At 39.6% G+C, this 26,319-nt stretch carries 26 protein-coding genes; 8 read left to right on the top strand and 18 right to left on the bottom strand.

Translation table 11 applies throughout. The annotated features are described in order from the left end of the window. Window positions 1-119: 119 nt before the first annotated feature. From RBATCC27255_RS08185 to RBATCC27255_RS10490, 8 genes are all read right to left on the bottom strand, one after another. The gene (locus RBATCC27255_RS08185) at window positions 120-842 is read right to left on the bottom strand and encodes a CpsD/CapB family tyrosine-protein kinase (protein WP_101029533.1); all 723 of its coding nucleotides are present in this window, start codon (window positions 840-842) and stop codon (window positions 120-122) included. Window positions 843-851: 9 nt separating this feature from the next. Next, the gene (locus tag RBATCC27255_RS08180; RefSeq protein ID WP_101029532.1) at window positions 852-1,574 is read right to left on the bottom strand and encodes a YveK family protein; all 723 of its coding nucleotides are present in this window, start codon (window positions 1,572-1,574) and stop codon (window positions 852-854) included. 250 nt (window positions 1,575-1,824) lie between these two features. Continuing rightward, window positions 1,825-3,063, bottom strand: a complete 1,239-nt coding sequence (locus tag RBATCC27255_RS08175; protein ID WP_015524068.1) for a sodium ion-translocating decarboxylase subunit beta — start codon at window positions 3,061-3,063, stop codon at window positions 1,825-1,827. Between the two features lie 31 nt (window positions 3,064-3,094). Further along, window positions 3,095-3,517, bottom strand: coding sequence for an OadG family transporter subunit (locus RBATCC27255_RS08170; protein WP_101029531.1), 423 nt, complete (start codon window positions 3,515-3,517; stop codon window positions 3,095-3,097). Window positions 3,518-3,688: 171 nt separating this feature from the next. Next, a complete protein-coding gene (gene spoIVA, locus RBATCC27255_RS08165) occupies window positions 3,689-5,167 on the bottom strand; it encodes a stage IV sporulation protein A (protein WP_101029530.1) in 1,479 nt (492 codons plus the stop codon). 12 nt (window positions 5,168-5,179) lie between these two features. After that, window positions 5,180-6,703, bottom strand: coding sequence for a DUF3794 domain-containing protein (locus tag RBATCC27255_RS08160; RefSeq protein WP_101029529.1), 1,524 nt, complete (start codon window positions 6,701-6,703; stop codon window positions 5,180-5,182). A 272-nt stretch (window positions 6,704-6,975) separates the two neighbouring features. Further along, window positions 6,976-7,053 (bottom strand): stage V sporulation protein SpoVM, encoded by a 78-nt coding sequence (spoVM, locus tag RBATCC27255_RS10780; protein ID WP_101029637.1) that lies wholly within the window; start codon window positions 7,051-7,053, stop codon window positions 6,976-6,978. Between the two features lie 3 nt (window positions 7,054-7,056). Continuing rightward, a complete protein-coding gene (locus RBATCC27255_RS10490; RefSeq protein ID WP_169923304.1) occupies window positions 7,057-7,200 on the bottom strand; it encodes a hypothetical protein in 144 nt (47 codons plus the stop codon). A 116-nt stretch (window positions 7,201-7,316) separates the two neighbouring features. Between RBATCC27255_RS10490 and RBATCC27255_RS08150 the strand changes: the two genes are divergently transcribed. Continuing rightward, the gene (locus RBATCC27255_RS08150) at window positions 7,317-8,282 is read left to right on the top strand and encodes an RluA family pseudouridine synthase (protein WP_101029528.1); all 966 of its coding nucleotides are present in this window, start codon (window positions 7,317-7,319) and stop codon (window positions 8,280-8,282) included. 48 nt (window positions 8,283-8,330) lie between these two features. On the opposite strand, the gene pgeF is transcribed toward RBATCC27255_RS08150, so the two are convergent. Continuing rightward, window positions 8,331-9,200, bottom strand: a complete 870-nt coding sequence (gene pgeF, locus RBATCC27255_RS08145) for a peptidoglycan editing factor PgeF (RefSeq protein ID WP_242958618.1) — start codon at window positions 9,198-9,200, stop codon at window positions 8,331-8,333. Window positions 9,201-9,262: 62 nt separating this feature from the next. Between pgeF and RBATCC27255_RS08140 the strand changes: the two genes are divergently transcribed. After that, window positions 9,263-9,469, top strand: a complete 207-nt coding sequence (locus RBATCC27255_RS08140; protein ID WP_101029527.1) for a hypothetical protein — start codon at window positions 9,263-9,265, stop codon at window positions 9,467-9,469. 129 nt (window positions 9,470-9,598) lie between these two features. On the opposite strand, the gene RBATCC27255_RS08135 is transcribed toward RBATCC27255_RS08140, so the two are convergent. The 7 genes from RBATCC27255_RS08135 to RBATCC27255_RS08105 all read right to left on the bottom strand — a co-directional run bounded on the left by RBATCC27255_RS08135 (window position 9,599) and on the right by RBATCC27255_RS08105 (window position 16,210). Beyond that, the gene (locus RBATCC27255_RS08135) at window positions 9,599-10,135 is read right to left on the bottom strand and encodes an inorganic diphosphatase (protein WP_101029526.1); all 537 of its coding nucleotides are present in this window, start codon (window positions 10,133-10,135) and stop codon (window positions 9,599-9,601) included. Window positions 10,136-10,339: 204 nt separating this feature from the next. Next, a complete protein-coding gene (locus RBATCC27255_RS08130) occupies window positions 10,340-10,612 on the bottom strand; it encodes a type II toxin-antitoxin system RelE family toxin (RefSeq protein WP_101029525.1) in 273 nt (90 codons plus the stop codon). Next, window positions 10,609-10,830 (bottom strand): type II toxin-antitoxin system RelB family antitoxin, encoded by a 222-nt coding sequence (relB, locus tag RBATCC27255_RS08125; RefSeq protein WP_101029524.1) that lies wholly within the window; start codon window positions 10,828-10,830, stop codon window positions 10,609-10,611. The genes RBATCC27255_RS08130 and relB overlap by 4 nt, the downstream gene beginning before the upstream one ends. Window positions 10,831-10,950: 120 nt before the next feature. Beyond that, window positions 10,951-13,548, bottom strand: a complete 2,598-nt coding sequence (locus tag RBATCC27255_RS08120; RefSeq protein ID WP_101029523.1) for a cation-translocating P-type ATPase — start codon at window positions 13,546-13,548, stop codon at window positions 10,951-10,953. Window positions 13,549-13,752: 204 nt separating this feature from the next. Next, window positions 13,753-14,034 carry a hypothetical protein gene (locus RBATCC27255_RS08115; protein ID WP_101029522.1) on the bottom strand — a complete coding sequence of 94 codons (282 nt, stop codon included), beginning with the start codon at window positions 14,032-14,034 and terminating at the stop codon, window positions 13,753-13,755. Window positions 14,035-14,036: 2 nt separating this feature from the next. Continuing rightward, window positions 14,037-14,891 (bottom strand): 16S rRNA (adenine(1518)-N(6)/adenine(1519)-N(6))-dimethyltransferase RsmA, encoded by an 855-nt coding sequence (gene rsmA, locus RBATCC27255_RS08110; protein WP_101029521.1) that lies wholly within the window; start codon window positions 14,889-14,891, stop codon window positions 14,037-14,039. Beyond that, window positions 14,888-16,210, bottom strand: coding sequence for an RsmB/NOP family class I SAM-dependent RNA methyltransferase (locus RBATCC27255_RS08105; RefSeq protein ID WP_101029520.1), 1,323 nt, complete (start codon window positions 16,208-16,210; stop codon window positions 14,888-14,890). Before RBATCC27255_RS08105 ends, rsmA begins: the two co-directional genes overlap by 4 nt. Before the next feature lie 52 nt (window positions 16,211-16,262). Between RBATCC27255_RS08105 and RBATCC27255_RS10675 the strand changes: the two genes are divergently transcribed. Then, on the top strand, window positions 16,263-16,394 hold the full coding sequence (locus RBATCC27255_RS10675; protein WP_278292637.1) for a hypothetical protein: 132 nt from the start codon (window positions 16,263-16,265) through the stop codon (window positions 16,392-16,394). A gap of 59 nt (window positions 16,395-16,453) precedes the next feature. Here the strand turns inward: RBATCC27255_RS10675 and RBATCC27255_RS08100 are convergent, their stop codons facing one another. Then, on the bottom strand, window positions 16,454-17,116 hold the full coding sequence (locus RBATCC27255_RS08100) for a lactate utilization protein (RefSeq protein WP_101029519.1): 663 nt from the start codon (window positions 17,114-17,116) through the stop codon (window positions 16,454-16,456). Window positions 17,117-17,398: 282 nt separating this feature from the next. Here RBATCC27255_RS08100 and RBATCC27255_RS08095 point away from each other — a divergent pair, with 282 nt between their 5' ends. Further along, a complete protein-coding gene (locus RBATCC27255_RS08095; protein WP_101029518.1) occupies window positions 17,399-17,941 on the top strand; it encodes an N-acetylmuramoyl-L-alanine amidase family protein in 543 nt (180 codons plus the stop codon). A gap of 324 nt (window positions 17,942-18,265) precedes the next feature. Continuing rightward, window positions 18,266-19,987: a phospho-sugar mutase gene (locus RBATCC27255_RS08090; protein ID WP_101029517.1), complete on the top strand. Its 1,722-nt coding sequence runs from the start codon at window positions 18,266-18,268 to the stop codon at window positions 19,985-19,987. Window positions 19,988-21,774: 1,787 nt separating this feature from the next. Here the strand turns inward: RBATCC27255_RS08090 and RBATCC27255_RS08085 are convergent. Then, on the bottom strand, window positions 21,775-22,635 hold the full coding sequence (locus RBATCC27255_RS08085) for a DUF624 domain-containing protein (RefSeq protein WP_169923303.1): 861 nt from the start codon (window positions 22,633-22,635) through the stop codon (window positions 21,775-21,777). 366 nt (window positions 22,636-23,001) lie between these two features. Between RBATCC27255_RS08085 and RBATCC27255_RS08080 the strand changes: the two genes are divergently transcribed. The 3 genes from RBATCC27255_RS08080 to RBATCC27255_RS08070 all read left to right on the top strand — a co-directional run bounded on the left by RBATCC27255_RS08080 (window position 23,002) and on the right by RBATCC27255_RS08070 (window position 26,203). Next, window positions 23,002-24,360 (top strand): ABC transporter substrate-binding protein, encoded by a 1,359-nt coding sequence (locus tag RBATCC27255_RS08080; protein ID WP_101029515.1) that lies wholly within the window; start codon window positions 23,002-23,004, stop codon window positions 24,358-24,360. A gap of 86 nt (window positions 24,361-24,446) precedes the next feature. Then, window positions 24,447-25,325: a carbohydrate ABC transporter permease gene (locus tag RBATCC27255_RS08075; protein ID WP_101029514.1), complete on the top strand. Its 879-nt coding sequence runs from the start codon at window positions 24,447-24,449 to the stop codon at window positions 25,323-25,325. After that, complete coding sequence (locus tag RBATCC27255_RS08070; protein WP_015524103.1) at window positions 25,325-26,203, top strand: carbohydrate ABC transporter permease; 879 nt, start codon at window positions 25,325-25,327, stop codon at window positions 26,201-26,203. Before RBATCC27255_RS08075 ends, RBATCC27255_RS08070 begins: the two co-directional genes overlap by 1 nt. The last annotated feature ends 116 nt before the right edge of the window (window positions 26,204-26,319 follow it).

Here is a 26,319-nt window from a genome sequence, read left to right as displayed (position 1 = left end):
AAAAGAACAGACTCACAACAGTCATTTTTGGTGAAAGTTTGCAAGTCTGTGATTTTTTTGTTGTTTATATAGCTTTTAGATGTTTTCGTGCTGCAGCACAAAGCAGCGAATCTGACAAATCAATAATACTGGTAATAGTAATAGCCTTTCTTTCTTCTTTTTGAATCATAGGTACAGCCTACTTCAAGAAGTCCGAGTATGGTAGAGTCGGCAAGCTTAACACTGTCAATAAGATGTTGAAGATCACCGTGAGTTGTTGAGCGTTCACGCACAACTACAACAAAACCGGCAATCAAATCCTTGAGAAGCAAAGCATCGGCAACAACACCGATAGGGGGTGTATCAAAAATTACATAATCATACTCCCTGACAAACTGCTTATATAGCTCCTGAAAACGAGCGCTGCACATAAGCTCGGAAGGGTTTGGCGCAATAGTACCCGCAGGGAGAATATCAAGATTAGGTAAAACATCGTGCCTAACAGCCTCGTCAACCTCAATCATTTTACCGATTACATTGGTAAGACCGTTCTTATTGTCAAGCTTAAAAATATTATGAATATTCGGACGGCGAAGATCGCAGTCAATGAGAAGAACTCTCTTCTCCATTTTTGAAAATGAAATTGCAAGGTTAGCGGAAGCCGTGCTTTTTCCCTCACCCTTTGAATAGCTTGTTACGGCAAAGCATTTCTTTTCTTTTGCAGAAAGTGAAAACATAATATTTGTTCTTGCCGCCTTGTAGGCTTCAACAATTGCAAACTTGCTTTTGTCGGAGAGAGAAAAAATTTGTCCTTTATTTTTTCTGTCGTTTTTCTTTTTAAATAATTTAAAATTAGAAGCCATAGTTCCTCCTTAACCCTGGTTATCAAAGTCGGGAATTTCGGCAAATATGGGGATTCCGTAAATTTCCTGTATATCGTCTTCTGACTTGATAGTTGTATCAATAAGTTCAATAAGAATTGAAATAAGGCAGGATGCAATAAATCCGATAGCGGCACCGATGAGCATATTTTTCATATTACTCGGCGCATAAGGTGCCGGCGGAACATTGGCCTGACGGAGAGTTCCGATCTGACCGTAGCTGAATTTTGAATTGTAAACCTCGGCAGCTTTTTCGGCAAGCTGATTTGCAACATTGGCGCACTTCTGTGCATCGGTACCGTCAACGGTAATAGTAATAAAGAAAGTACCGTCAGTTACATCAACATTAACCGTGCATCCGTCATAGAGTGCTGTCATCTCATCAGAGTTTTTAAAGAGCGTAACACAGATTTCAGCAAGGTTTGCAGATGCAGAGATATCGGCAGGATAAATCTTCTGATTTTCTTCGTTTGAAGTCTTTTTTGAATCACTTTCAGTTTTTGTCGAAGTCGTTGCCTCAGTATTTGCGTTATCACGCTGAGCAGAACTGTAATTCTGAACATAAATCATAGTCGATGTGCTGTACATCGGTGCAATTACAAAGCGTGAGTACATAAAGAACAGCAATCCCATTACAACAGTGGCAAGAATAATAAACTTGACTCTGTGCAAAAGGACGCTGACAATTCGCTGAACGGTTACATTCTTTGCCATTTATATAGCCCCTTTAATTCATAATAAGGAAACAGTACTGCAAAGCAAAAAAGAAGATGTTTTACGGCACAGTTTTACATATTCACTAATTATTATATCTTATATAACCCGTGTAATAATTCTATCATAGAATAATAATTGAAATAATTTCTGTGATATTATACAAATTTTTCATTGTCGGATTCTTTAACAGCAAAAATAAAGGAAGCCGTAAAGACTTCCTTTATCATAGTTTATTAAGTTACGGTTATCAGCCTACAACATTAAGGAGTACGCCGGCTGCAACTGCTGAACCGATTACACCTGCAACATTCGGGCCCATAGCGTGCATGAGGAGGAAGTTGCCGGGATTTTCAGCCTGACCAACCTTCTGAGATACACGGGCAGCCATCGGAACGGCGGATACGCCTGCTGAACCGATGAGCGGGTTAACCTTACCGCCTGTTGCCTTGTACATAATCTTACCGAAGAGTACACCGAATGCAGTACCCATACAGAACGCAAGAAGACCGAGAACGATAATCTTGATTGTGTCAAGAGTAAGGAAGTTCTGACCGGATGCAGTTGCACCTACAGTTGTACCGAGGAAGATTGTGATAATATTCATAAGCTCGTTCTGAGCTGTTTTGCTGAGTCTTTCAACAACGCCAGACTCCTTAAAGAGGTTACCGAGCATAAGCATACCAACGAGCGGAGCTGCGTCAGGAAGGAAGATTGCGATGATAATAACAACAATTACCGGGAACATAATCTTCTCAAGCTTTGAAACAGGACGAAGCTGTTCCATAACTACCGAACGCTCTTTTTTGGTTGTGAGCGCCTTCATAATAGGCGGCTGAATAATCGGCACAAGAGCCATATATGAATATGCGGCAATTGCGATTGAACCGAGAAGATGCGGAGCAAGCTTTGTTGTTACATAAATAGCCGTAGGACCGTCGGCACCGCCGATGATACCGATAGCACCTGCCTCTGCCTCTGTAAAGCCGAGGAAAATAGCACCTGTAAATGTTAAAAAGATACCAATCTGTGCGGCAGCACCGAGAATAAGGCTCTTCGGGTTAGAGATGAGCGGACCGAAGTCAGTCATACAACCGATGCCGAGGAAGATAAGAGGCGGATAAATGCCGAGCTTAACACCCTGATAGAGGTAATAAAGAAGTCCGCCGTATGTCGGATTCTCAATATAAGTTACTCCGTCAATCACCGTCTTGGCATGTCCCGACACCGCAACATTCTGTGCGGTACATTGAGCCTCTGTCAAAAGCTGTGTTGTAGGCGGAGCCATAATGCTCGGATAAAGATTAACAAGCAGCATACCGAATGCGATAGGAAGGAGCAAAAGCGGCTCATACTGCTTTTTGATTGCAAGGTAAAGCAAAACGATTGAAATACCAATCATTACATAGTTCTGCCAGTTAAGAGTTAACAGACCCGAGTCTTCAAAGATACCGACAACGGCATCTACAAAGCCCTGTAAAATTTCCATTAGATAACATCCTTTCCCTTAAAACTTTGCCTTAAAACGGGCGGGTATTATCAAGTACACCGGCTTTTGCCCATGCGGAACGACCGCCGTCTGATGACTTTTTAATACTCTTGATTCTTGCTTTTTCGGAAGAGCCGTACATAGTGGCAACTGCTGCGGAAATTACGGCAACAACCTCATCGGAAACACCGTCTGTCTGAGCAGGAGCAACAGGAACGGCAACAACGGGAGCAGGAGTTTCTGCTACGGTTTCAGCCTTTTTCTCTTTGCTCTTTTTGCCGGCATTTTGAGCTTTCTGAATAATTGCGCCGTAAATCTTGATTATGAAAATCAAGAGAATCAGCATTGCGAATACAACAACAAAACCTGTAAGAACAACTTTTGCAGAGGCAATACCTTTTTCGGCAAGGGAAAGCTCCTCTTTAGCCAATAAAGCTACATCGGAAAGATTCATAAAACAACCCCCATATTTGTCATTTGCATATAGGAATATTATACTTTATTCCCGAAGCATTTTCAACAACAAATATGGGGCGAATATTTTTTTGGCGATATTACTAATTTATTTTTGCGTTAGCTGATTTATTTGTTAATTAAATCTTTGCAATTCTGTTGTTATTTACCGTTACAGAATTATACATATCAATCCGTTGCAGCCGTCATTGATAATTTTCTCAATGGTTTCCCCTATTCTCCGCCTTGCGTCGGCGGGCATTCTGTAAAGCTTGTTGTGAAGTCCCTCGTTTACAAGCTCATGGACGGATTTTCCGAATATGTTACTCTCCCAGATTTTCTCCGGATTTTCGTCAAATTCTCTGAGAAGATAAGACACAAGCTCTTCGGACTGCTGTTCCGATCCGACAATCGGAGTAACCTCTGTCTGCGTAAATATCTTCATCATATGAATTGACGGCGCGCTTGCTCTGAGTTTTATGCCGTATTTTCCGCTCTGCTTAATAATCTGCGGTTCGTCAAGGGTAAGTTCGTCAATTGTCGGCATAACAATTCCGTAGCCCGTTTCCTGAACCTGCTCATAAGCCTGAGCAATCTTGTCAAATTCCTTTTGTTTTTGTGAAAGAGTCTTTATACAGTTCAGAAGCTCGTATTCTTCTGTAATTTCAAGACCTGTTTCTTCAGAAATTACCTTGTAGAAAAGTTCACCTCTGATAGATACAGCCATTTCGGCACAGCCTTTGCCGAGGTCAAGGTTCGTAACCCTTGCAGAAGTAATGTACTCACATTGTTCAAGCTCTGATAACACCTGCTGAATTTGCCTGATTTTCTCAATTTTTGCGGCATTTTTCTTTATTGAATCAAATACAACCGATTTCAGCCAATGGTCTTTATCGAGCTTTACAACCCATCTTGGAATGTCAACCTTGATTTCACGGATAGGAAATTCAAACAAAAGCTGTGCGAGTATCCTTTTGATTTCGGTTTCATCAAGTTCCATACAGCTTACAGGTATTACGGGAACTTTATACTCTGCAGTCATTTCATTTGAAAGATTGATTGCTTCGTCCGCCGCAGGGTCAACTGAATTGAGCAGAATAATAAACGGCTTGTTAATTGCCTTGAGTTCATTTATTACGCGCTTTTCACTTTCTATATAATCTTCTCTCGGAATATCGCTGATTGTACCGTCCGTTGTAATAACAAGACCGATTGTCGAATGGTCGGTAATTACCTTTTTAGTACCGATTTCTGCGGCATCATCAAAGGGAATTGCATCCTTCGACCACGGAGTTTTCACCATTCTCGGTTCGTCCTCTTCACTGTAGCCGATGGCGCTGTTCACAATATATCCGACACAATCAATCATACGGACATTAAAGGTTGTGTTGCTGCCAAGATTGATTTCAACGGATTCCTCGGGAATAAACTTTGGTTCTGTTGTCATTATGGTTCTTCCCGCGGCAGACTGCGGAAGTTCGTCAACGGTACGCTTATAGACTGCCTCGTCACGAATATTCGGCAGTACAAGCGAATCCATAAACCTTTTTATAAATGTGGATTTACCCGTTCTGACGGGGCCGACAACTCCGATATATACATCGCCGTCTGTCCTTCGGGAAATGTCCTGATAAACATTTCTTTCTTCCATCTTTATACCTCCCTATATTCTCGGAATCAACAGCATTTTCGGGGCTTCAAGCACCTGATTTTCCTCCGGATTTTCCGAAAGCAGCAAACCAAGCCTTGTATTGTGTGATTTTGCAATATCCCAGAGCTTTTCTCCCTTATTCGCAAAATATAAAGTAAGTGCAAAATTTTCGGGAGGTATTGGTTTATCCTCAAAAACATTCACATTTTTAACAACATTTATTCTGTTTTCGGAAATAGCGGCTCCGCATATTTTCAACTCACAGCGGATTTCAATCACATCATCTTCGGCAAGACGGTAGCTTATACTTGCTGCGCGTGCTCCTGAAATTTTTGCACAGTTACATTCATTATTAGGAATGATATGTTCATAATCGGCTGAGCGTTCAATAAACACGGGCGCGTCTTCCTCGTTGAGAGCAAGTATACATATGTTAATTTTGCCCTTTACGACCGTACCTCTGTCATCGTGTGAAGCTTCGGCTGTTATCTGATCGGTAAAAATATCAAGAATTTTTGAAATTTTGCCGTCATCTACCTTCACGGACAGTTTTTCCATATGAGCTTCGTTCAGAGGAATAACTTCTCCTGTAATTTTAAGCTGTTCAAATTCGGGCAGTGATGAAAAGTCTGTGGAATAAGCGTCACATACAACCTCTTCTTCACGGGTAATGTAACCTTCTTCGGTTACGCAAAGCTTCACATCAAGAATAACGGAAGGCTTTTCGGAAAGCATATCGTTTTTCAGTCTTATGTCATATGACATAACATCGCAGGAAACGCAGTTTATTGTGTTTTCGTCAATTCCGTCACAGTCAATAATCTTATTGAACGGAAGAAGATAATCAAGCTTTCCCGTTTCTCCGCTTTCAACGTTTGTCAGATACAGCAGTTTAAGATTAAGCTCGCCGTTGAGCATAAGCTTTCCCGTAACGGCTTTTGCATCGGTAACTCCCACGCTTATATCGCTGTGAAGGACAGACTCAATACGGGGCTTTTCGCCTACGGAGATTTCTTCACATACCGAAAACTGCTCCTGACAGAACGATTTAAGGTCGGCACAAGACACCGTCTTTTTTAATATCTCAATATTATCGGGCGAAGTGAAAATGCTCGTCTGAGTTTTGGAAAATACTTTTGCATACAGAGAAAATGCTCCGTGCATTACAAGTCTGCGTGGGCTTAATGCTCTGCAGTTTATGTATTCCGACTTGGTTTTTGTTATTATAACCGGATTATCCGAAGCGTCCTTCACGGAAAAGCTCTGCGAAAAATTAACGCTTTGTTCGCAGCAGCGAACGCTTTTATTTATGCTTTCCACATACATCACATTCACAGTACAGAATCCGTCGATTTGAAGCTGACCGCCCGAAAGCGTCCTGCTTTGAATTTTGGGTGTGAGGGTACATTTCAGAATTTTTTCAATATCCGGACAATAATCGGGCAGAGTAAGATCAACATCTGCAAGCTGTTCGGCAACCGTGTCAAGCACAACCGACGGTGTGCAAAACAAACGGTTCTCCTGATTAAACTCCATATTTTTCTCTCCTTTATGTTTTATAGTTAAATATATTGCATACGGAAGAAAAATATTACACCGACACACATAAATATTCCGCGAAAAAGCACGCAAAAATGCCCCTCGCAAAAGCGAAAGGCATTTTCTTTAATACTGAACAGTCAATACCGTCTTAAATTATCGTAATTCGGCAAAAGGTGCTATAAACAGGCACTGCGACGGCAACTGTTTACCTGCCGACCAAACCGGCAGCACTTGAAAATGTTGTGTTTGCTTTCACCGATTTATTTTCACCCTTTTTTAATTCCGTAAATTTTTCTTAAAATTGCCGATATGAATTTTGGTTTCTCAATAAGTACAACTTTCATAATTTACCTCCGAACACAACAAATACTGACAACTACGAGTGCGCCTGCCGCAATGACGAGTACCCATTCACTCGGCAGAAGTGATGCACACAGCAGTCCCAATCCAAAGCATACTGCGGATTTAATTCTCTGTCTGTAGCAATTCACTGTATCACCCTATACCAGAATATACACAAAATCAAATAGTGTGCAAAAGCAGTTGAATTATTTTTAAAATTGATATAAGATAATCTAAGAAACTTTTACGGAGAATTTTACAAATTATGAGAACACTTGAAATAAAAAAAAATGACGCAAATCAGCGACTCGATAAATTTTTACAAAAAAGATTCAAAACTCTGCCAAAGTCGCTTATGTACAAATATATAAGGAAAAAGTGTATTAAGGTAAACGGCAAAAAGTGTGATATTCAGACCATGCTCAAAGAGGGCGATGTGCTTACCTTTTATATTAAGGACGAATTTTTTGAGGCATCGGAGCAAAAAAGCTATGAGTTCATGAAAGCACCGAAAACCTTTGACATTGTTTATGAGGATGAAAACCTTATACTTATAGATAAAAAACCGGGCATAATCGTACACCCCGACAAGAATTATCACTTTGATTCACTTGTTGCAAGAGTTCAGCACTACCTTTATGACAAAGGTGAATATAATCCCGATGAAGAAAAGGCCTTTGCGCCTGCACTTGTCAACAGAATCGACAGAAACACGGGCGGAATTGTGATTGCGGCTAAAAATGCCGACAGTCTGCGAATTTTAAATGCAAAAATGAAAACAAGAGAGCTTGAAAAATACTATCTCTGCCTTTTATACGGAAAGCCGAAAAAGGACAGCGACACACTTCACGGTTATATGACCAAGAATGAAAGTAAAAACAAGGTTACTGTTTTCAAAAATGAAGTTGATGGTTCAAAAGAAATTAAGACAAAATATGAAATTCTTGACTTCAACGGCAAATTCAGCCTTGCCGAAGTTGAACTTTTAACAGGCAGAACTCATCAGATAAGAGCACATATGGCATCAATCGGTCATCCGCTTGTGGGCGATACAAAATACGGCAAAGGCAAAAAAGCACCCGACAGCATTAAGTATCAGGCGCTTTATAGCTATAAGCTGAAATTCAATTTTGAAACCGATGCAGGCATTCTTAATTACCTTAACGGCAAAGAATTTAAGGTAAACGATGTATGGTTTGCAAAAAACAGAAAGATAAATTCAGATATATAAAGGCGGTCAATAACCGTCTTTTGCTTTGCAAAAGCAAAAATATTATTCTTATTTTATACACATAAATGCACTCATTGTACCTCTGTGACCTTTGGTGGCACGGTGACTCCATAAGAGGTCGCTGTTGCAGTTGGTGCAGACATCCGAAACTGTTATGTTTTCATTCTTTACACCTGAAGCAGTAAGAATCTGACGGTTGGTTTCTAAAAGGTCAACCATATATTTTCCGTTTCCTTTTTCAAAAACGAACTTTGAGCTGTCAAGGTCTGCAAGATTCAGAAAATGTTCTGCACATGGATAGTCAACCTCATAGCAACAAACTGAAATTGCGGGACCGATTGCGGCTTTGATATCGGTGGGATTTGTACCGTAAAGCTCAGTCATTTTCTCAACAACCTTTTCCCCTATTCTGCCGACAGTTCCCCTCCAACCGGCATGGGCAAGTCCGATTGCCTTGTTCTTTGTATCAACAAAAAACAGCGGTGTGCAGTCGGCATAGTAGGTTACGAGGGTTACTCCCTTTTCATTTGTAATCAAAGCGTCAACGCTCTCCATATCACGGGGCTTGTAGATGCCTATGCCCTTTTCGGCAGATGTTACGGCTCTTACAACCGTGTGGTGATCCTGTGCCGAGGCTACAAGGCTTTCATAATCAAAGCCTGCACTTTTGCAGAATCTTTTGTAATTTTCGGTTACACTGTCGGGATTGTCACCCCTGTTAAACGCCATATTCATTGATGTAAATTCACCCGTTGACACACCACCAAGTCGGGTTGTGAATGCGTGATTGATAAAATTTATTTCTGACAAAGAATTATATGTAAGATACGGTACTGTATCAATGTTGTTGAGCTTCATTGTTTTTGAAGAAAATTTCATAAGCGTTCCTTTCTGATTTTCATAAATAAAATCCGACAAAATATTATGCTTGAAACATAATCAAGTTAATGCTATACTATATACATTCAGAGGTGTTGATTATGAAAAAAAGTTTGTTTGGCAAGAATATTCCTGTCAACTGTTCATATTGCGAATACAGCGGAATTGAAAACGATATTATGTTCTGCAAAAAATCTAAGCAGGTCAAGAACGGAAAATGCAGATCATTTAAGTATGACCCGTTATTGCGTATGCCGAATGTCACGGTTTTTAAAACAGATTTTTCGGCTAAGGATTTTAAACTTTAACCTGCGGTATTTTTATTATACAGGAATGGATTATAATAATATTCCTTTTTAGAATTAAATTAAATATCAGAATAAAGAAAAAGCTTTACCGTTTTTGGTAAAGCTTTTAGTTTTGCGGTCTTTATAAATTTACGCCATCTGAAAATCACGAATATAGCTTGTGATAGCCTTTTCAATGATTTCTTTAGCCTTGTCAACACCGTCGGTTTCGGTTACCGAAGTAACCTTGCCAGCCTCAAGGGTCTTGTAAACCTGGAAAAAGTGCTGAATTTCTTCAAAATAATGTTTTGGAAGTTCGCTGATGTCGCTGTAGCAGTTGTAGTTGGGATCGTTTACCGGAACTGCGATAATTTTTTCGTCACAGCTGTCATTATCAACCATATTGAGAACACCGATTGGCTTGCATTCAACGAGTGTCATCGGCTGAATTGTTTCACTGCACAAAACAAGAACATCAAGCGGATCGCCGTCATCTGCAAAGGTTCTCGGAATAAAGCCGTAGTTTGCAGGATAGTGAGTTGATGTAAAAAGCACACGGTCAAGCTTGAGCATACCTGTTTCTTTGTCAAGCTCATATTTGTTTTTGCCGCCCTTTGAAATTTCGATTACGGCATAAAACTTGTCTTTTGTAATTCTCTTTGGAGAAATGTCGTGCCAAATGTTCATAATTTCTGTCACCCTTCTTAATCTTATTTTTGTATATCCTGTAATACCCTGTGAAACATTATGTTATGATTTAATTATAAGAAACCTGTCAAACTTTGTCAAGGAATTTTTGTAATTTCAGTCAAAATAATTCAAATTAAATAATTTTCAGTCATAATTATTCAAAGATTATGACCGAATTTGATTATTTAAGTATTTTTAATTTTAAGTGTTGTCATAAACCTCTCGCCTGTGACCTATAGACAAAGCAAGAATAACAAGTTCTTCGTCTTCTATAAGGCAGAGCAGTCTGTAATCTCCGATACGATACCGCCATTGACCTTTGCGATTTGCCGTGAGAGCCTTTCCCTTCACTCTGGGATTTTCACACCCCGATAAATTCTTTTCAATCCATGCTTTAATCATCTTCATAGTATATCTGTCGAGTTTTTTAAATTCTTTTTCAAATCTCGGAGTGGTTCTTACAACATAACTCATATGTCAAGTTCCTTCCAAAAATCAGAGATTGGTCTGCTTTCTTCACCGCTCTTTTTGTATTCATCATAAGCGTCATCAAAAACGGCAAGGTCATATTCTTCTTCGATTTTTTCAAACAAAGCCTGTTTAAAAGCCTCTCCGAGTGATATTGAGTGCAACCGAGCATAGCTGTCTGCTATTTTCTTTTCCTGTTCTGTTAATCTGATTGAGAATGCCATAATACCGACCTCCTTGTATAGTACATTGTACTACATTATTATTTCTTTGTCAATGAATTTTATTCGATAAAAGTAAAAGAACACGGCAAAATCAATCTGCCGTGTTCAATGTTATTAAATTTACTTTCTCACATTTTCAACAATGACTTTTACAAACTGAATTATAAATGTCGGGATGAATGCGAGGAGGGCTATAAAGCCTGCCTGTGCGCCTGTGAGTGCGGTAACGCTGAAAAGCGGCTGCATAAACGGAACAAACAATACAAATGCGAGCAGGAATGTTCCGATAAAGAAAGCGCCTATGCTTGCCGTGTTTGAAAAAAGTCCGAGTTTAAAGATTGAATGTGTACTTCTGCAATTAAAGCCGTGGAACAGTCTTGCAAGCGTGAGTGTTGCAAATGCCATTGTGCTTGCAACGGCAGGACTTGTCTGAAGTCCGATGTAGAATGAAATGAGCGTTACAACGGCAATCAAAGCACCCTGTCCGAGCATAAGAGCAGAAAAGCTTTTTGTAAGGATTCCCTGTTTCGGATCACGGGGTTTTTGTCTGAGCAAGTCTTTTTCGGGCTTCTCCATACCGATTGCAATTGCGGGAAGTGAGTCTGTAAGAAGGTTGATAAACAGAAGGTGAACCGCCTCAAACGGTACGGGCAGAGCCATAATTGAACAGAACAACACGGCAAAAATGCCTGCCATATTACCCGAAAGCAAGAAAAGAATTGCATTTTTAATGTTGCGGTAAACATTTCGTCCGTTTGCAACCGCCTTGATAATTGTAGCAAAGTTATCATCCTGAAGAATCATAGATGCGGCGTCTTTTGAAACTTCGGTACCTGTGATACCCATTGCAACACCGATATCAGCTTTTTTGAGAGCGGGTGCGTCGTTTACACCGTCACCTGTCATGGAAACAATGTTGCCTTTTCTTTGCCAAGCCTCAACGATTCTGATTTTGTTTTCGGGAGAAACTCGTGCATAAACAGAAATTTTCTCAATTTTTTCGTCAAGCTCCTTATCGCTCATTGCGTCAAGCTCAAGACCTGTAACTGCGATGTCACCGTCATTGAAAATACCAATCTGCTTTGCGATTGCACTTGCTGTGATTTTGTGGTCGCCCGTAATCATAACAGGCTTGATTCCTGCACGGATTGCATCGGCAACAGCCTGTTTTGACTCCTCTCTCGGAGGATCTATCATTGAAACAAGTCCGATGAATGTATAATCCTTCTCTGTGTCAACCGTGAGAGCCTCATCAGATTCCTTATATGCAAAGGTGAGAACACGGAGTCCCTGTTCGGAATATTCACGGTTAACTCTTGAAATCTCAGCCTTATCTTCATCTGTAATCGGACGAACACCGTCTTTTGTTGCGATACTTACACAACGGTCAAGAATTGAATCAAGCGCACCCTTTGTGAGAATATGATTTACACCGTGCATTTTGTACTTTGTGCTCATCATCTTTCTGTCGGAATCAAACGGAACTTCCTCAACCCTTGTAAGAACATCCCTAAGCACATTTTCATCAAGTCCGATATGCTGAAATGTTTCAAGCAAAGCGTACTCGGTCGGGTCGCCTATTCCCTTTCCGTCAACGATACTCGAATCGTTGTTTAGAACCATATCGTAAAGGAGATGACGGTGGCTTTCAATATTAAGGTCGAGCTGATCCTCAAGAATACTTTCGCCGTTCACATAGATTTTCTGAACAGTCATTTTATTCTGTGTGAGCGTACCCGTCTTATCGGAGCAGATTACAGACACACAACCGAGGCTTTCAACAGCCTTCAAATCCTTGATAACGGCATTTTCTTTTGCCATTTTTTGCGTACCCATTGCCTGAACAATTGTAACGATTGAGCCGAGCGCCTCGGGGATTGCGGCTACTGCAAGTGCAACGGCAAACATAAGAGAGTTGAGAACCGACATTCCGTTGAACATACTCAAGCCGAAAACTACTACACAGATTGCCATAATAATAACGGCAAGTCTGCTCGAAAATTTATCAAGGCTGAGCTGGAGGGGAGTTTTCTTGCTCTTTGCCTGATTCATAAGTGTAGCAATTTTACCGATTTCTGTGTTCATACCTGTTTCCGTAACAACAACAATTGCTCTGCCATATGTTACAAGGCTGCCCGAAAAGACCATATCAGTGCGGTCGGCAAGCGGAACTTCCTTTTCAATTACCGCCACGCTTTTGTCAATATTTGTTGATTCACCCGTGAGCGAGCTCTCATTTACCTGTAAAGAATAGTTATTTATTATTCTACCGTCTGCAACAACAAGATCGCCTGCCTCAAGCACAACAATGTCGCCGGGAACGATGTTTTCTGAATCAATTTCAATTTTTCTTCCGTCACGGATTACCTTTGCCGAGGGTGACGAAAGCGATTTAAGGCTTTCAAGTGACTTTTCTGCCTTGACATGCTGAACCGTGCCGAGAATAGCATTGAGTGTGATTACCGCAAAAATTACGATTGTGCTTTCAACACTTCCCGAAAACATTGAAACGATTGCCGCAATTATAAGGATTATTACCATAAGGTCGGCAAACTGACTTAAAAACACCTGAAAAACAGATTTCTTTTTGCTTTCTTCAAGCACATTTTTTCCGTGTTTCTCAAGAAGACTGTCAGCCTGTTGTGACGAAAGTCCTTCGCTTGTGACACCGAGCTTGTCAAGAGTTTCGCTCTCGGTCAACTGATACCAATTTTTCATAATTTTCTCCTCCGTTCGGATTGCAGAATACAGACAACTGAAAAAGGTAAATAAAAAAGACCCTTATTGCAAGGTGCAACTCACCCTACAATAAAAGTCTTGTCCTTTAAGATATAACCGATACCGAAAACGGTATGTACTGACGATTAATATCACAGATTATCTGCGAACTACTCCCCTTTATCTACTGACATTCTATCAAATTTATTGCTCATTGTCAACAAAATTTTCAGAAATCTCATCATCGTCATCACTTTCGGCAGCAATTTCATCTGATACAAGGTGTCTTTTGCGTTTTTTGGGTTTACTGCAAGTTGCAAATATTATGCCCAAAAATGCAAGAAAAGCTCCGCTGCATGAGAAAACTGCTGAGAAATACGGACGTTCAAGGGCATATGCAACAATTGTTGCGGCAATAAAAAGTGCTGCGGCAACAAGCATCAATATAAAAGCTGTTTTGTAAAGACCGTTCATTTTTCTTTTCATAATCAGTCACCAAGGTTGTTTGCAATGTTTGCAAAATCTTCAAGTTTAAGCTGTTCCGCCCTTGCATTGAGAGGAACGGAAGAATTATCAAGAATTGCGTTGACCTCTGCCTTTGGCAAAGAAAGTCCCGATGCAAGAGAATTTGAAAGTGTTTTTCTTCGCTGTGAAAAGGCGGCTTTTACAACCTTAAAAAACTTCTTTTCGTCATCGACCTTCACGGGCGGCTCTTTGAGAATGTTAAGTCTTAAAACAGCCGAATCAACCTTTGGAGCAGGCATAAACGAGCCTGCACTAACCGAAAACAGCATTTCGGGTTCTGCATAATAGTTGACCGATACCGTTACCGCACCGCTTGCACGGGAACCCACCTCAGCACAAATTCGCTGAGCCGCCTCTTTTTGAACCATAACCGTGATTGCACAAATCGGCAGTCTGTCCTCAAGCAATTTCATAATTACGGGAGATGTGATGTAGTACGGAAGATTTGCACACACAACAACATCCATACCCTGAAATTCTTCTTCAATCAGCTTGTGCAAGTCAATTTTAAGAATATCATCGTTCACAACTTTAACATTGTCGTGTTCTGAGAGTGTTTCTTCAAGAACGGGAAGAAGTCGCTTGTCAAGTTCAACTGCTACGACCTTGTCGGCAAGTGAGCAAAGCTCTGTTGTGAGAACCCCTATTCCGGGACCGACTTCAATTACGCCTACTCCGTCTCCGGCACCCGAAAGCTCTGCCATTCTCGGACAAACTGACGGGTTTATAAGGAAATTCTGACCGAGTGACTTTGAAAAAGTAAAACCGTGTCTTGAAAGTATGTCTTTGATTGTACCTATATCTGATAATTTTTTCATCTTAATATGCGAAGCCCTTTCGGATATTTATTTTTCAGTCTTGAATTTGACGCTTTACCAAAGCCTGTAGTAATTCCGTTTACACAGACAGCCGTATAGCCTTTGACATCCTGTGGCACGGCAATTTCCTCACCGTGAAGATACGCTGCAATTTCTTTACTGTTCACATCAAAATCAACTGCGGATTTACAGTTTTCCTTTTTAGCTGCCGTAAATGCGCTGTGATGCGGTTCGATTCTGTTCTTGACAATTTCGCCGAGAATAACTCCCGCACGGAGAATCTGCAAGCCTTTTACATCAAAATTATAATTCTGTGGAAGAACTATAATTTTATCCTTTATAACCTCAATATTTTCACCGAACGGTCTGTCGATAAAAATACTGTCATAAAAATCAAAAATTTTCGAGTCGATTTTATTATTCTTTTTAGGAATACTATAATTAGAATACGGCTCGCCCTTTTTGTGAAGCTTGGCGGCAAAATGTCCTTCTCCGCCGTCCATCGGGAAAATTCTTCTCGCATAATCAAGCGTAGGTCTGCCGAATGTTACGCCCGAATCAACAAGTTCAAAATCGGGATTTTCTGCAAGGAACCGAGAAATTACGCCCTCGTTTTCTTCCTTTGAAAAAGTACAGGTTGAATAAACCATATATCCGCCGTTTTTCAGGGCATTTTTTGCACTGTTAAGAATCAAAAGCTGACGGGCGGCACAACTCTTTACATGCTCAATGCTCCATTCACGCTCCGCATCATTCTTGCGGAACATTCCCTCACCACTGCAGGGTGCGTCAACAAGGATTCTGTCAAAGCGGTTTTCAAGCCTTTTGCAAAGTTCATCTGGACGGCAGTTTGATACAACAGCGTTTGAAATACCCATTCGTTCAATATTCGATAAAAGAATATTCGCTCTGTTTCTTACAATTTCATTGCTCCACAAAAGTCCTGTTCCGTTAAGTTTAGCGCCGATTTGCGTACTTTTTCCGCCCGGAGCGGCACACAAATCAAGGACATAATCGCCCTCATGAACATCAAGCATTGTAACTGCCGAAGTTGCAGACGGTTCCTGAACATAGAACGCTCCTGCATGGTGCAGAGGATTGTTGCCGATTGACTTAACATCGGACGGAATATAGAAGCCCTCATCGCAAAACGGAGTCTTTTTCAGTTCAAAATCAAGAAGTGAACAAAGCTTTTTGGGCGAACATTTTAAGGTGTTGACACGAAGTCCTTTTATAAAATCATCGCTGTTGTAAAATTTTAAAAATTCGTCAAATTCATCACCCAGAAGTGATTTCATTCGCAATAAAAAATCATTCATGAATAAACAAGCCTTTTCGGGTTAATAATAGTTTTGTAAAGGAGGTGTTGAAATGAATTTCAATCAGAATCGGAACAACAATCAGAACAAGAACGAGCAGAACAGCCAGAATAAGAATCAGAACAGCAATCAGAATAAAAATCAGCAGAACAGCCAGAACAAAAGTCAGAACAATTGCAGATGATTACATTCTGAATTTCTCCCAAGCCGTGTCTTTTGATGCGGCTTTTTTCTTTAAAAGAATCAATATCCGTATTCTTCGCCGATGATAATAACCTTGATTCTGTCAATATGTCTTTGCTGAGCAGATACCACATAGTTACAGCAGATTCTTGTATCACCGTGGCATCCGTCACAGAGTTCGGGATTTTCTTTTCTTAATGAAACACATTCGCCTGTTTTTCCGCAAGGGGTTTCAATGCCGAGTCTGATTGTATTCTGCGGAGCGGCAATTGTTTTAACTCTCTTGATTGCCTCATCAATATTCTTTACGATTTTGTTGATACCGCATACAACGATAACGCTTTTCGGACCGTAAAGAAGTGCGGCAACACGGTTTGAATTGCCGTCAACATTATAAAGCTCTCCGTTTTCGGTAAGAGCGTTTGTGCTCATAAAAAATGTGTCTGCCCTGAAAGTCTGACGGTAAACCTCTTCAACCTCGGGACGAGTCATTCCGGGTGCGGAACGGTCAAGAAAATTGTAATCGGGCGAATTTATTATCTGATAAATTCCCGTTTCGTCAAGAGTTTTTGAACCGCCGCATGAAATTGTTTCGCCCTTTTTAATGAGTGTTTTTACAAGTGCCTGAGCCTCTTCCCTGTTTTCGCAAAAATAAGGTTTCATCTTGTTGCGTTCAAGATTTTTCATAACTTTCTCAACTTTTGCTCTCATTTCATCAGTCATAATAATTTCTCCGTTTCATAATTTCATAAAGTAATTAAGCAAGTTTTTGCATTAAATAATAGTTCTTTAGAAGAACAATACCCGCCCCTACGCTTGACATTCTGTCTACGGTTACAATCTGCTCACACATAATAATTGTGATATCATACACTTGCCAACATTTCCACCAAAATCATATGTAATCATTATACAATACAAATTGAATTTTGAAAAGAAAATTATTTGTCAACGGCACGGGTTTTGCGAATAAAATGATAAGAGATTAAATTTAGGAGAGATTTTATGCCTTCAGTATACCTTTCACCGTCATTACAGGAGTATAATCCGTATGTAGACGGAGGAAATGAAGAATATTATATGAATCTTATTGCGGACGCAATGGAGCCTTATTTGAAAGCAAGCGGAATTGATTTCAAGCGAAACGATCCCGATATGACGCTTAGTCAGGCAATTGCAGATTCAAACAAGGGCAATCACGATTTGCACCTTGCAATTCACAGCAATGCCGCTCCCGAGGGTTCGGCAGGCAGATACACGGGTGCGGACATTTATTACTACCCGACAGGCAGTAACGGCAAGCGATTTGCAGAAATTCTGCAAAAGAATTACAAGGATATTTATCCCGAACCGAACGATGTTGACATAATCCCCACCACCTCACTTGCGGAAGTAAGGCGGACAAAATCACCGTCGGCATTGATTGAGGTTGCATATCACGATAATCCCGAAGAAGCTCAATGGATTAGGGACAACATCAATGTAATCGGCAGAAACCTTGCAAAATCAGTTGCCGAGTATTTTAATATGCCGTTTGTTGAGCCGTAATTTAATTCTGACAAAGAACAAAAGTCAGCACGCTCAGCACGCTTAGATATACATTAAAAGCAAAGCACAGTTGTTTTTGCGGAATAACCGCCGTCCCTCATCACGAAAAGCCAATAATATGAGTCAATTTCATTATACAGTTAATAGAATTTTATACAGTTTAATTTAGAACACACAGCTTTTAGTACACATTCCGTAAAATGTACAAAATAAAAAACTTGTTTTTTTTCAGAGTTTATGGTATAGTGAATTAAGATAGGCAAGAATGGCTTGTCACAGATATTAACTATAATTTTGTGAATATTTTAAGTTGGGGGCATAATCATGGATATTAAAAAACTTTATAACGAATGGCTCGAAAATGCTGTTGAAGACAAGGATCTTACAGCTGAGCTTGAAAGTATAAAAAACAATGAAGATGAAATTTATGATCGTTTCTACACAGCTTTAAAATTCGGTACTGCAGGTCTTAGAGGTATTATTGGTGCAGGTACTAACAGAATGAATATTTATGTTGTTCGTCAGGCTACACAAGGACTTGCCAATTATGTTCTCAAAAAGTACGGCAAGGGTTCTGTTGCTATTTCTCACGACAGCAGAATTAAAGCAGATTTGTTTATGAATGAGGCAGCCAGAGTTCTTGCCGCTAACGGTATTAAGGTTTACATCACTTCTGAGCTTCAGCCTACTCCCGTTCTCTCATACCTCGTTCGTTACTTTAAATGTCAGGCAGGTATTATGGTTACGGCAAGCCACAACCCTGCTGCATACAACGGCTACAAGGCATATGGCGAGGACGGCTGTCAGATGACAGATGTTGCCGCTAACACAGTTTACGACGAAATTTCAAAGCTTGATATGTTCAAGGATGTTAAAATTGCAGATTTTGATGAAGCCGTTAGCAACGGTATGATTGAATATGTTGATGAGAGCGTTTATGACACATACCTTGAAAAGGTTATGGAACAGCAGGTCAACCCCGGCATTTGTGAGGGTGCTGACCTTAAGGTTGTCTACACACCTCTTAACGGTACAGGCAACAAGCTTGTAAGAAAGGTTCTCGGCAAAATCGGCGTTAAAGATGTTATTGTTGTCCCCGAGCAGGAACTTCCCGACGGCAACTTTACAACTTGCCCTTATCCGAACCCTGAGATTAAAGAGGCACTTGCAAAAGGTCTTGAGCTTTGTGAAAAAGAACAACCTGACCTTCTTCTTGCAACCGACCCTGACGCAGACCGTGTAGGTATCGCAGTTAAGGATTATGACGGCAGTTACAGACTTATTTCAGGTAATGAAGACGGCGTAATGTTGACAAACTACATCCTTTCCTGCAAAAAAGCAAGCGGCAAGCTTCCCGAAAAGCCTGTTGTTGTTAAAACTATCGTTACAACAAAACTCATCAACAAGCTTTGCGAAAAGTACGATTGTGAACTCAAGAATGTTCTTACAGGTTTCAAATACATTGGTGAAGTTATTCTAAACCTTGAAAAAAAGCATGAAGAAAACAGATATCTCTTCGGTTTTGAAGAAAGCTACGGCTACCTTTCAGGCACATATGTAAGAGATAAGGATGCTGTTGTTGCGTCAATGCTCGTTTGCGAAATGGCTGCTTACTACAAGAAGCAGGGCAAGTCACTTGCCGAGGTTATTGACGGTCTTTACGAAGAATTTGGTTACTACCTCAATCAGACATACTCATTCGAGTTTGACGGTGCCGCAGGTATGCAGAAGATGGCTGATATTATGACAGCTGTAAGAGATAACACACCAAAGAGCATTGCAGGCTACGATGTTGTTAAGGTTTCCGACTATCTTCTTAAAAAGGAAACTGAGATCGCAACCGGCAGTGCTACCGACATTGAACTTCCTAAGTCAAATGTTATTGCTCTTCACCTTTCCGGTGACAATGCAGTTATCATCCGTCCAAGCGGCACAGAGCCAAAAATTAAGCTCTATATAACTTCAGTCGCCAAGAACAAAGCAGATGCAACAGAAATTTGTGAAAAGCTCGTAATCGCAAGTAAAGAAATTCTCGGTATTGAGTAATCAATATTGTATTGATTAGAAAATTATTATTGAAATAGATATGGGGACAGCAAATGTTGTCCCCATAATTTTTGTATTCAGCAAATTCACTTATTCTATTATACACAGTTATCTCAGACAAAATGCAAAACAGAGGTGACCACTGTTGCAGTCACCTCTGTAATTGGTTGATTCATAAATAGCAATTTTCAGATGGGTATCGTATCGTTAATATGCCCTTTGGACTCATCTCCAATTTCGGATTTTCGTCCTTTACACTAACAATTTAGTATTACATTGGACTTTTCTCCGTTCCTAAATTTGAATATAAAAGTTTTTCAACCGTTTAAATTCATAATATCAATCGGCACAACAATCACTTAAAAAAGCTTATCAACTTTTTTATTTCAATTGTACCTATCCTGAAACCAAGCCATTGGAATATTTCGGAATTTTGGCTTATACAGTTATTGGAATTAACTCCTTTAGCTTTAAATTCGACTAATTATGTTTACACACCTAAGTATGTATACAATCATCAAACCATAAGACTTAAATTCTCATTGGAATAATCTCCTATTGTCTGCAGATTCACTATGTCATCACGACATTATAATTACTGCTAATCAATGCTTTATTTATGACCTATATTAACTTTTTAACAAATCAATATCAGTAACCGAATACTGTCAATTCCAAGTATTGGATTATATTTTGACTTTATACCGGTTTAAATCTCAAGCATACATCGGAATATCTCCAATCATAACAAATAAGTGAGATTTTTTTCAAGTTCTTATTTCATTGGAATAATCTCCTGACAGTTTAGTTTTCTTAGAATTTTAGAAATCAGATTGAAATTTACGGTTTCACTCTGTACTGTAAGTTTCCAAATTTACGCTCCGTTTGAACTGCTTACTAAATTCAGCCTCTTACATTCTTTAAATTCAGACTACTCTGTGTGCTGTTGTATAAGCTGTTCATCCATCGGTTTTAGTTTTTACTTCCATTGGACTTATCTCCGTTTCGGATTATTTTTGCTTAACCTAAATTCTGATTAAGCTTCCATTGGACTAACCACCAATTTAAAGATTTCATATATATTAAGTTATAATTAAAATTCCGTTCTCCCGAGTATTAAATTTGATAATCTTTAACGCTTAATTGGACGAATTTCAATCATAATATGTAGATTGCTAAAGACGAATTCGGAATGCTCTTGCGATTAAAAATTAATAAATATGTTTTTATAACATCAAAATAATCAGCTCTTCCGACAAAACAAACAAGAATTAGAAGATCATCTCTTAGAATACACGGGCTGTAGAGTTAGGTGGTAAGCTCCGCATATAATCTCTGATTTGTTTGAAGTAAGGTTTTCTTGCTTTCATTTTTAAAACCTCCTTAAGTTCTTTTCTTTGTCTATATTATACAGTTAGTTTTCAACATTGTCAACACTTTTATTAAAAATATTTATAATTTTATTTTTAAAAAATCTATTGAAGTAATATCTGTATTATGTTATAATAAAAATGTTGGGGTGTTTATCAGTCGGTATCTTTTTTGTTGCCGACTGTTTTATTTTTATATACCCAAATTTACTTAATACCTTGACTGCAACAAATACTCAGAGGCGGATAATATCAACAGTTTCTATATCTGTCGAATGGGATGAAATCATCAGGTCCGGGGCATATACCTTCTTTAGTTCAACTACAAAAACCGCATCAAAAAGCCGTTTTCAGACTCTTTGGTGCGGTTTTAATTTTGATGTAAAAACACTATGCATTCTGCAAAGTGCTAAAATATTACTCTGTTGTATTCGTTTTCGACGGGTTTTTAATCATTCTGCCGTTGACAAAGATGTAGTCGTCATCTGAGTTTGCATTCTCTACAGCTTCGGTTTCACGCTGAACCTCTTCTTCCGTGAGGACATACTGCACATTATCACCTGTAAAGTAACCGACAGACTCCTGCACGCCTTTTGCAATTACGGATACTATTATATAGGTTGCAATCATAGGGTAGAAAATTACCGAGAGAACAACTACAACAATAAGCATTGCACCCTTTGCATAGATTACTGCGAGAAAGACCGCAAAAGAAATTATGCCGACAAGCACAAGCGCGACAATATTTCTGAGAATTTTACCGAAAATCAACAAGAGTGAATTTTTATAAATGTCACGAAGTCTGAGGTCATAGGTAATTGTTAGAAGCGGTACATAGAACAGCATAATAAGCATTGCGATTGAGAATACTATATATATGGTAAAGACAGAGCCGTAAACGATGTCTGTCTGAGCAAGTGTTCCGTAATAGAGAATTGCAAAAAACGAACATGCTACTATGAGGTAAGCGACAAATCCGTTAAAAATTGATTTTTTCAAATTTTCACGGAAAGCCTGAACAAAAGTTTTAAAAACATTTACATCCTCTTTTTCAACAGAGATTTTTCGGATTACCATTACAAGTCCGGAATAGAACGGCATTGCGGGAATTATTCCCAAGCTCCATAATATTACATTGTTGAATCCGGACAGAAAGCTTATGAGAATGAATATTCCGGAAAATACGGCAAACGGAATTGAGTACATCAATCCCGCAAATAACAGCTTAGGGAATCGGGTGAAAAATCGTGCAAGTGATGATTGATTGAAATTTTTCATAATTGCTAAATTAACCTTCTTAAAAAACAAATTTGACATAATTTTAGCACAAAGCACTTGTCATTTTCAATAGAATGACCATATTTGACAGGTTACAATATTGTAACTTTAATGTTACTTTAATATTTCTTATTTGACAAATAAGTCAAAAAACTCAGATAATATGCGGTTGTTTTTTGTTTGATTTTGAAATTACATTTGGTCAATACCTTCGTTTTGACTAATCGCAGAGAAAATTTTTAAAAAAATCTATTGTATTTTCATAAATAGTGTGTTATGATTGTTGCAATAGAGAGAACACAGAATGTTGTTCTCTCGCCAATATCCGGGTTTAGCGGATAAATATTTTTAATTAAGGTGAAAGCTATGAAAAAATCAACAATCAAAAGAGCTGCAGCTCTTGCAGTTGCAGGTATGATGACTGCTACTGCTCTTGCAGGCTGCGGCGGTTCTTCATCATCAGGTTCATCAAAAGATGATTCAAAAAATGCAGCAGGCAACGCAAAAAACGGTAAAGTTTACTATCTTAACTTTAAGCCTGAGCAGGACAAGGATTGGCAGGCTCTTGCTAAGAAGTACACGGACGAAACAGGTGTTGAGGTAACTGTTAAGACAGCTGCCGAGGGTACTTATGAGTCAACACTTACAGCAGAGATGGACAAGGACAACGCTCCTACACTCTTCCAGGTTAACGGTCCTGTAGGTCTTGCAAACTGGAAAGACTATTGTGCAGACCTCAGCTCATCAGAAATTTATAAACAGCTTACTTCAAAGGATTATGCACTTGAAGAGGACGGCAAGGTTTACGGTATTGCTTATGTAATTGAAACATACGGCATTATCTACAACAAGACTCTTCTCCAGAAGTATTGCGATTCTGACTTTGCTTCGGTTAAGAAGATTGAAGACATCAACAGCTTTGAGAAGTTAAAGACTGTAGCCGATGAAATCCAGAAGAATAAGGATAAGCTCGGCGTTAAGGGTGCGTTCACATCAGCAGGTATGGATTCTTCATCTGACTGGAGATTCAAAACTCACCTTGCTAACCTTCCTATCTACTTTGAGTACAAGGATAAGGGCATCAAATCAACAGACGCTATCGAGGGTAAATACCTTGAAAACTATAAGAACATCTGGGATCTCTACATCAAAGATTCAACATGTGATCCTGCAGACCTCGCAAGCAAGAAGGGTACAGACGCTGAAACTGAGTTCACATCAGGCGAAGCAGTATTCTTCCAGAACGGCAGCTGGGAATATTCAATAGTTACCAAGGCAGGTATGAAGGACGACGAACTCGGCATGCTCCCGATTTACATCGGCGCAGGCGATGAAGCTAATCAGGGTCTTTGCACAGGTTCAGAGAACTACTGGTGTGTAAACAACAAGGCAAGTGCTGACGATCAGGCAGCTACTCTTGAATTCTTGAACTGGTGTGTAACAAACAAAACAGGTACATCTGCTCTTGCTGACGATATGGGATTTGTAATTCCTTTCAAGAATGCTAAGGAAGCAACCAATGTATTTGTTAAGATTGATAACGAACTCACAGCAGCAGGCAAAACTCCTGTAAGCTGGAACTTCACAACAATGCCAAGTGAAGATTGGAAAAACGGTGTTGGTACAGCTCTTACACAGTATGCAGCAGGTACAGGCGACTGGGATGCTGTTAAGACTGCATTCGTACAGGGTTGGAAAACAGAATATGCAAAGGCTAACGGCTGATTGTAAAATTTCTGTTTTAATTTAACAGGTTCGGTAGGGGGGCGGCATTCCGCTCCCCTTTCTTATGAACGGAAAGGCAAAATATTATGTTTAGAAAACCTAAAAGAAAAATTTATTTTCTGATATTTGTTCTTCCCACTCTGGCTGCTTTCCTTATAGGTTTTGTATATCCGTTCTTTAACGGCATTTACCTTTCGTTCTGTAAATTCAGAACAACAAGCGATGCAGTATTCATCGGGTTCGGAAACTATGTCAAGGCCTTTCAGAATGAGGGCTTTTTACATTCATTCTGGTTCACAGTTGTGTTTGTTATAGTATCTGTTATACTCATTAACCTAATTGCGTTTTTTGTGGCGTATGCACTCACGCTCGGAATCAGGGGATCAAATGTATTCAGAACTGTTTTCTTTGTTCCTAACCTTGTAGGCGGTATCATTCTCGGCTACATCTGGCAGTACATTTTTAACGGTATTCTTCAGTATTACGGAACAAACCTTGCGCTTAACGCAAACTACGGTTTCTGGGGACTTGTAATTCTTATGTGCTGGCAACAGGCAGGTTATATGATGATTATTTACATTGCCGGTTTCCAGAGCGTACCTCATGATCTTTATGAGGCGGCTAAAATTGACGGCGCAGGCAAAAAACAGTTGCTTACAAATGTAACATTGCCGATGATGATGCCTTCCATCACAATCTGCACATTCCTTACACTTACAAACTCATTTAAGCTGTTCGACCAGAACCTTGCCCTCACAGGCGGTGCTCCGGGTATTGTATCACAGGGAAGCGGTACAATGGTTTATCAGACGGAAATGATGGCTCTCAATATTTACAATACATTCTATGCAAACCAGAATTCTCGTGGCGTAGGTCAGGCTGAGGGCGTTATCTTCTTCGTAATTGTTGTTATCATTGCCCTTATTCAGCTTTACTTTACAAGAAGAAAGGAGGTTCAGCAGTAATGGCAAAAGTTGCAGCAAAGGCTAAGGATAGGCCTGTAAAGAAAAAACAAACCGTAGGAATGAAAATTTTAACAATTCTCTTCTCTATTGTGTCAGTATTCTATGTTGCTCCCGTTTTCATTGTACTGATGAACTCCTTCAAGAGCAATGCGGCAATCAGCCGTGCAATCTTTGAATTTCCGAATGCAGACAGTTTTCAGGGCTTTCAAAGCTATATGACAGGTATGTTCCACGGCAACTATCCGTTCTGGAAGTCAATTGTATGGAGCTTCTTCATTACAATCGGCGGTGTTGTGCTTATTCTTTTCTGCACATCAATGTGTGCGTGGTACTTGCAGCGTTCAAATTCTCGTATATGCAAAATCATCTACTATTTCTGCATTTTCTCAATGGTTATTCCTTTCCAGATGGTAATGTTTACCCTCTCAAAGACAGCCGACAGTCTCAAGCTTACAACTCCGTGGGGTATTTTGATTATATACCTCGGATTTGGAGCAGGACTTGCGGTATTTATGTTCTCGGGATTTGTTAAATCAATTCCTGTTGAAATTGAGGAAGCCGCAGATGTTGACGGAGCAGGTCCTTTGAGAACATTCTTCGGTATTGTTCTTCCGATTATGAAACCTACTTTTATTTCGGTTGCAATCCTTGAAACAATGTGGATTTGGAACGACTACCTTCTCCCCTATCTTATTCTTGATATGGATTACAAAACTATTCCGATTCATATTCAGTATCTTAACGGCAGTTACGGTCATACGGACACAAGTGCTATTATGGCGCTTATCGTTCTGAGTATCGTTCCAATTATTATTTTCTACTTTGCCTGTCAGAAATACATCATCGAGGGCGTTGTTTCAGGTGCTGTAAAAGGTTAAATCTTTCTTTCATTTTATTTTCAAAAGACGGCTGTGTACATTATGTTACACAGCCGTTTTTTCTCTTGTGTTTTTTCTCTCGTGTAGACAGTTTGTATAATGCAAAACAAATTATC

Source organism: Ruminococcus bromii, assembly GCF_002834225.1.
Lineage (GTDB): Bacteria > Bacillota > Clostridia > Oscillospirales > Acutalibacteraceae > Ruminococcoides > Ruminococcoides bromii.
The sequence above is the reverse complement of the archived record's forward strand: the minus strand, read 5'-3'. Positions and strand labels throughout refer to the sequence as shown.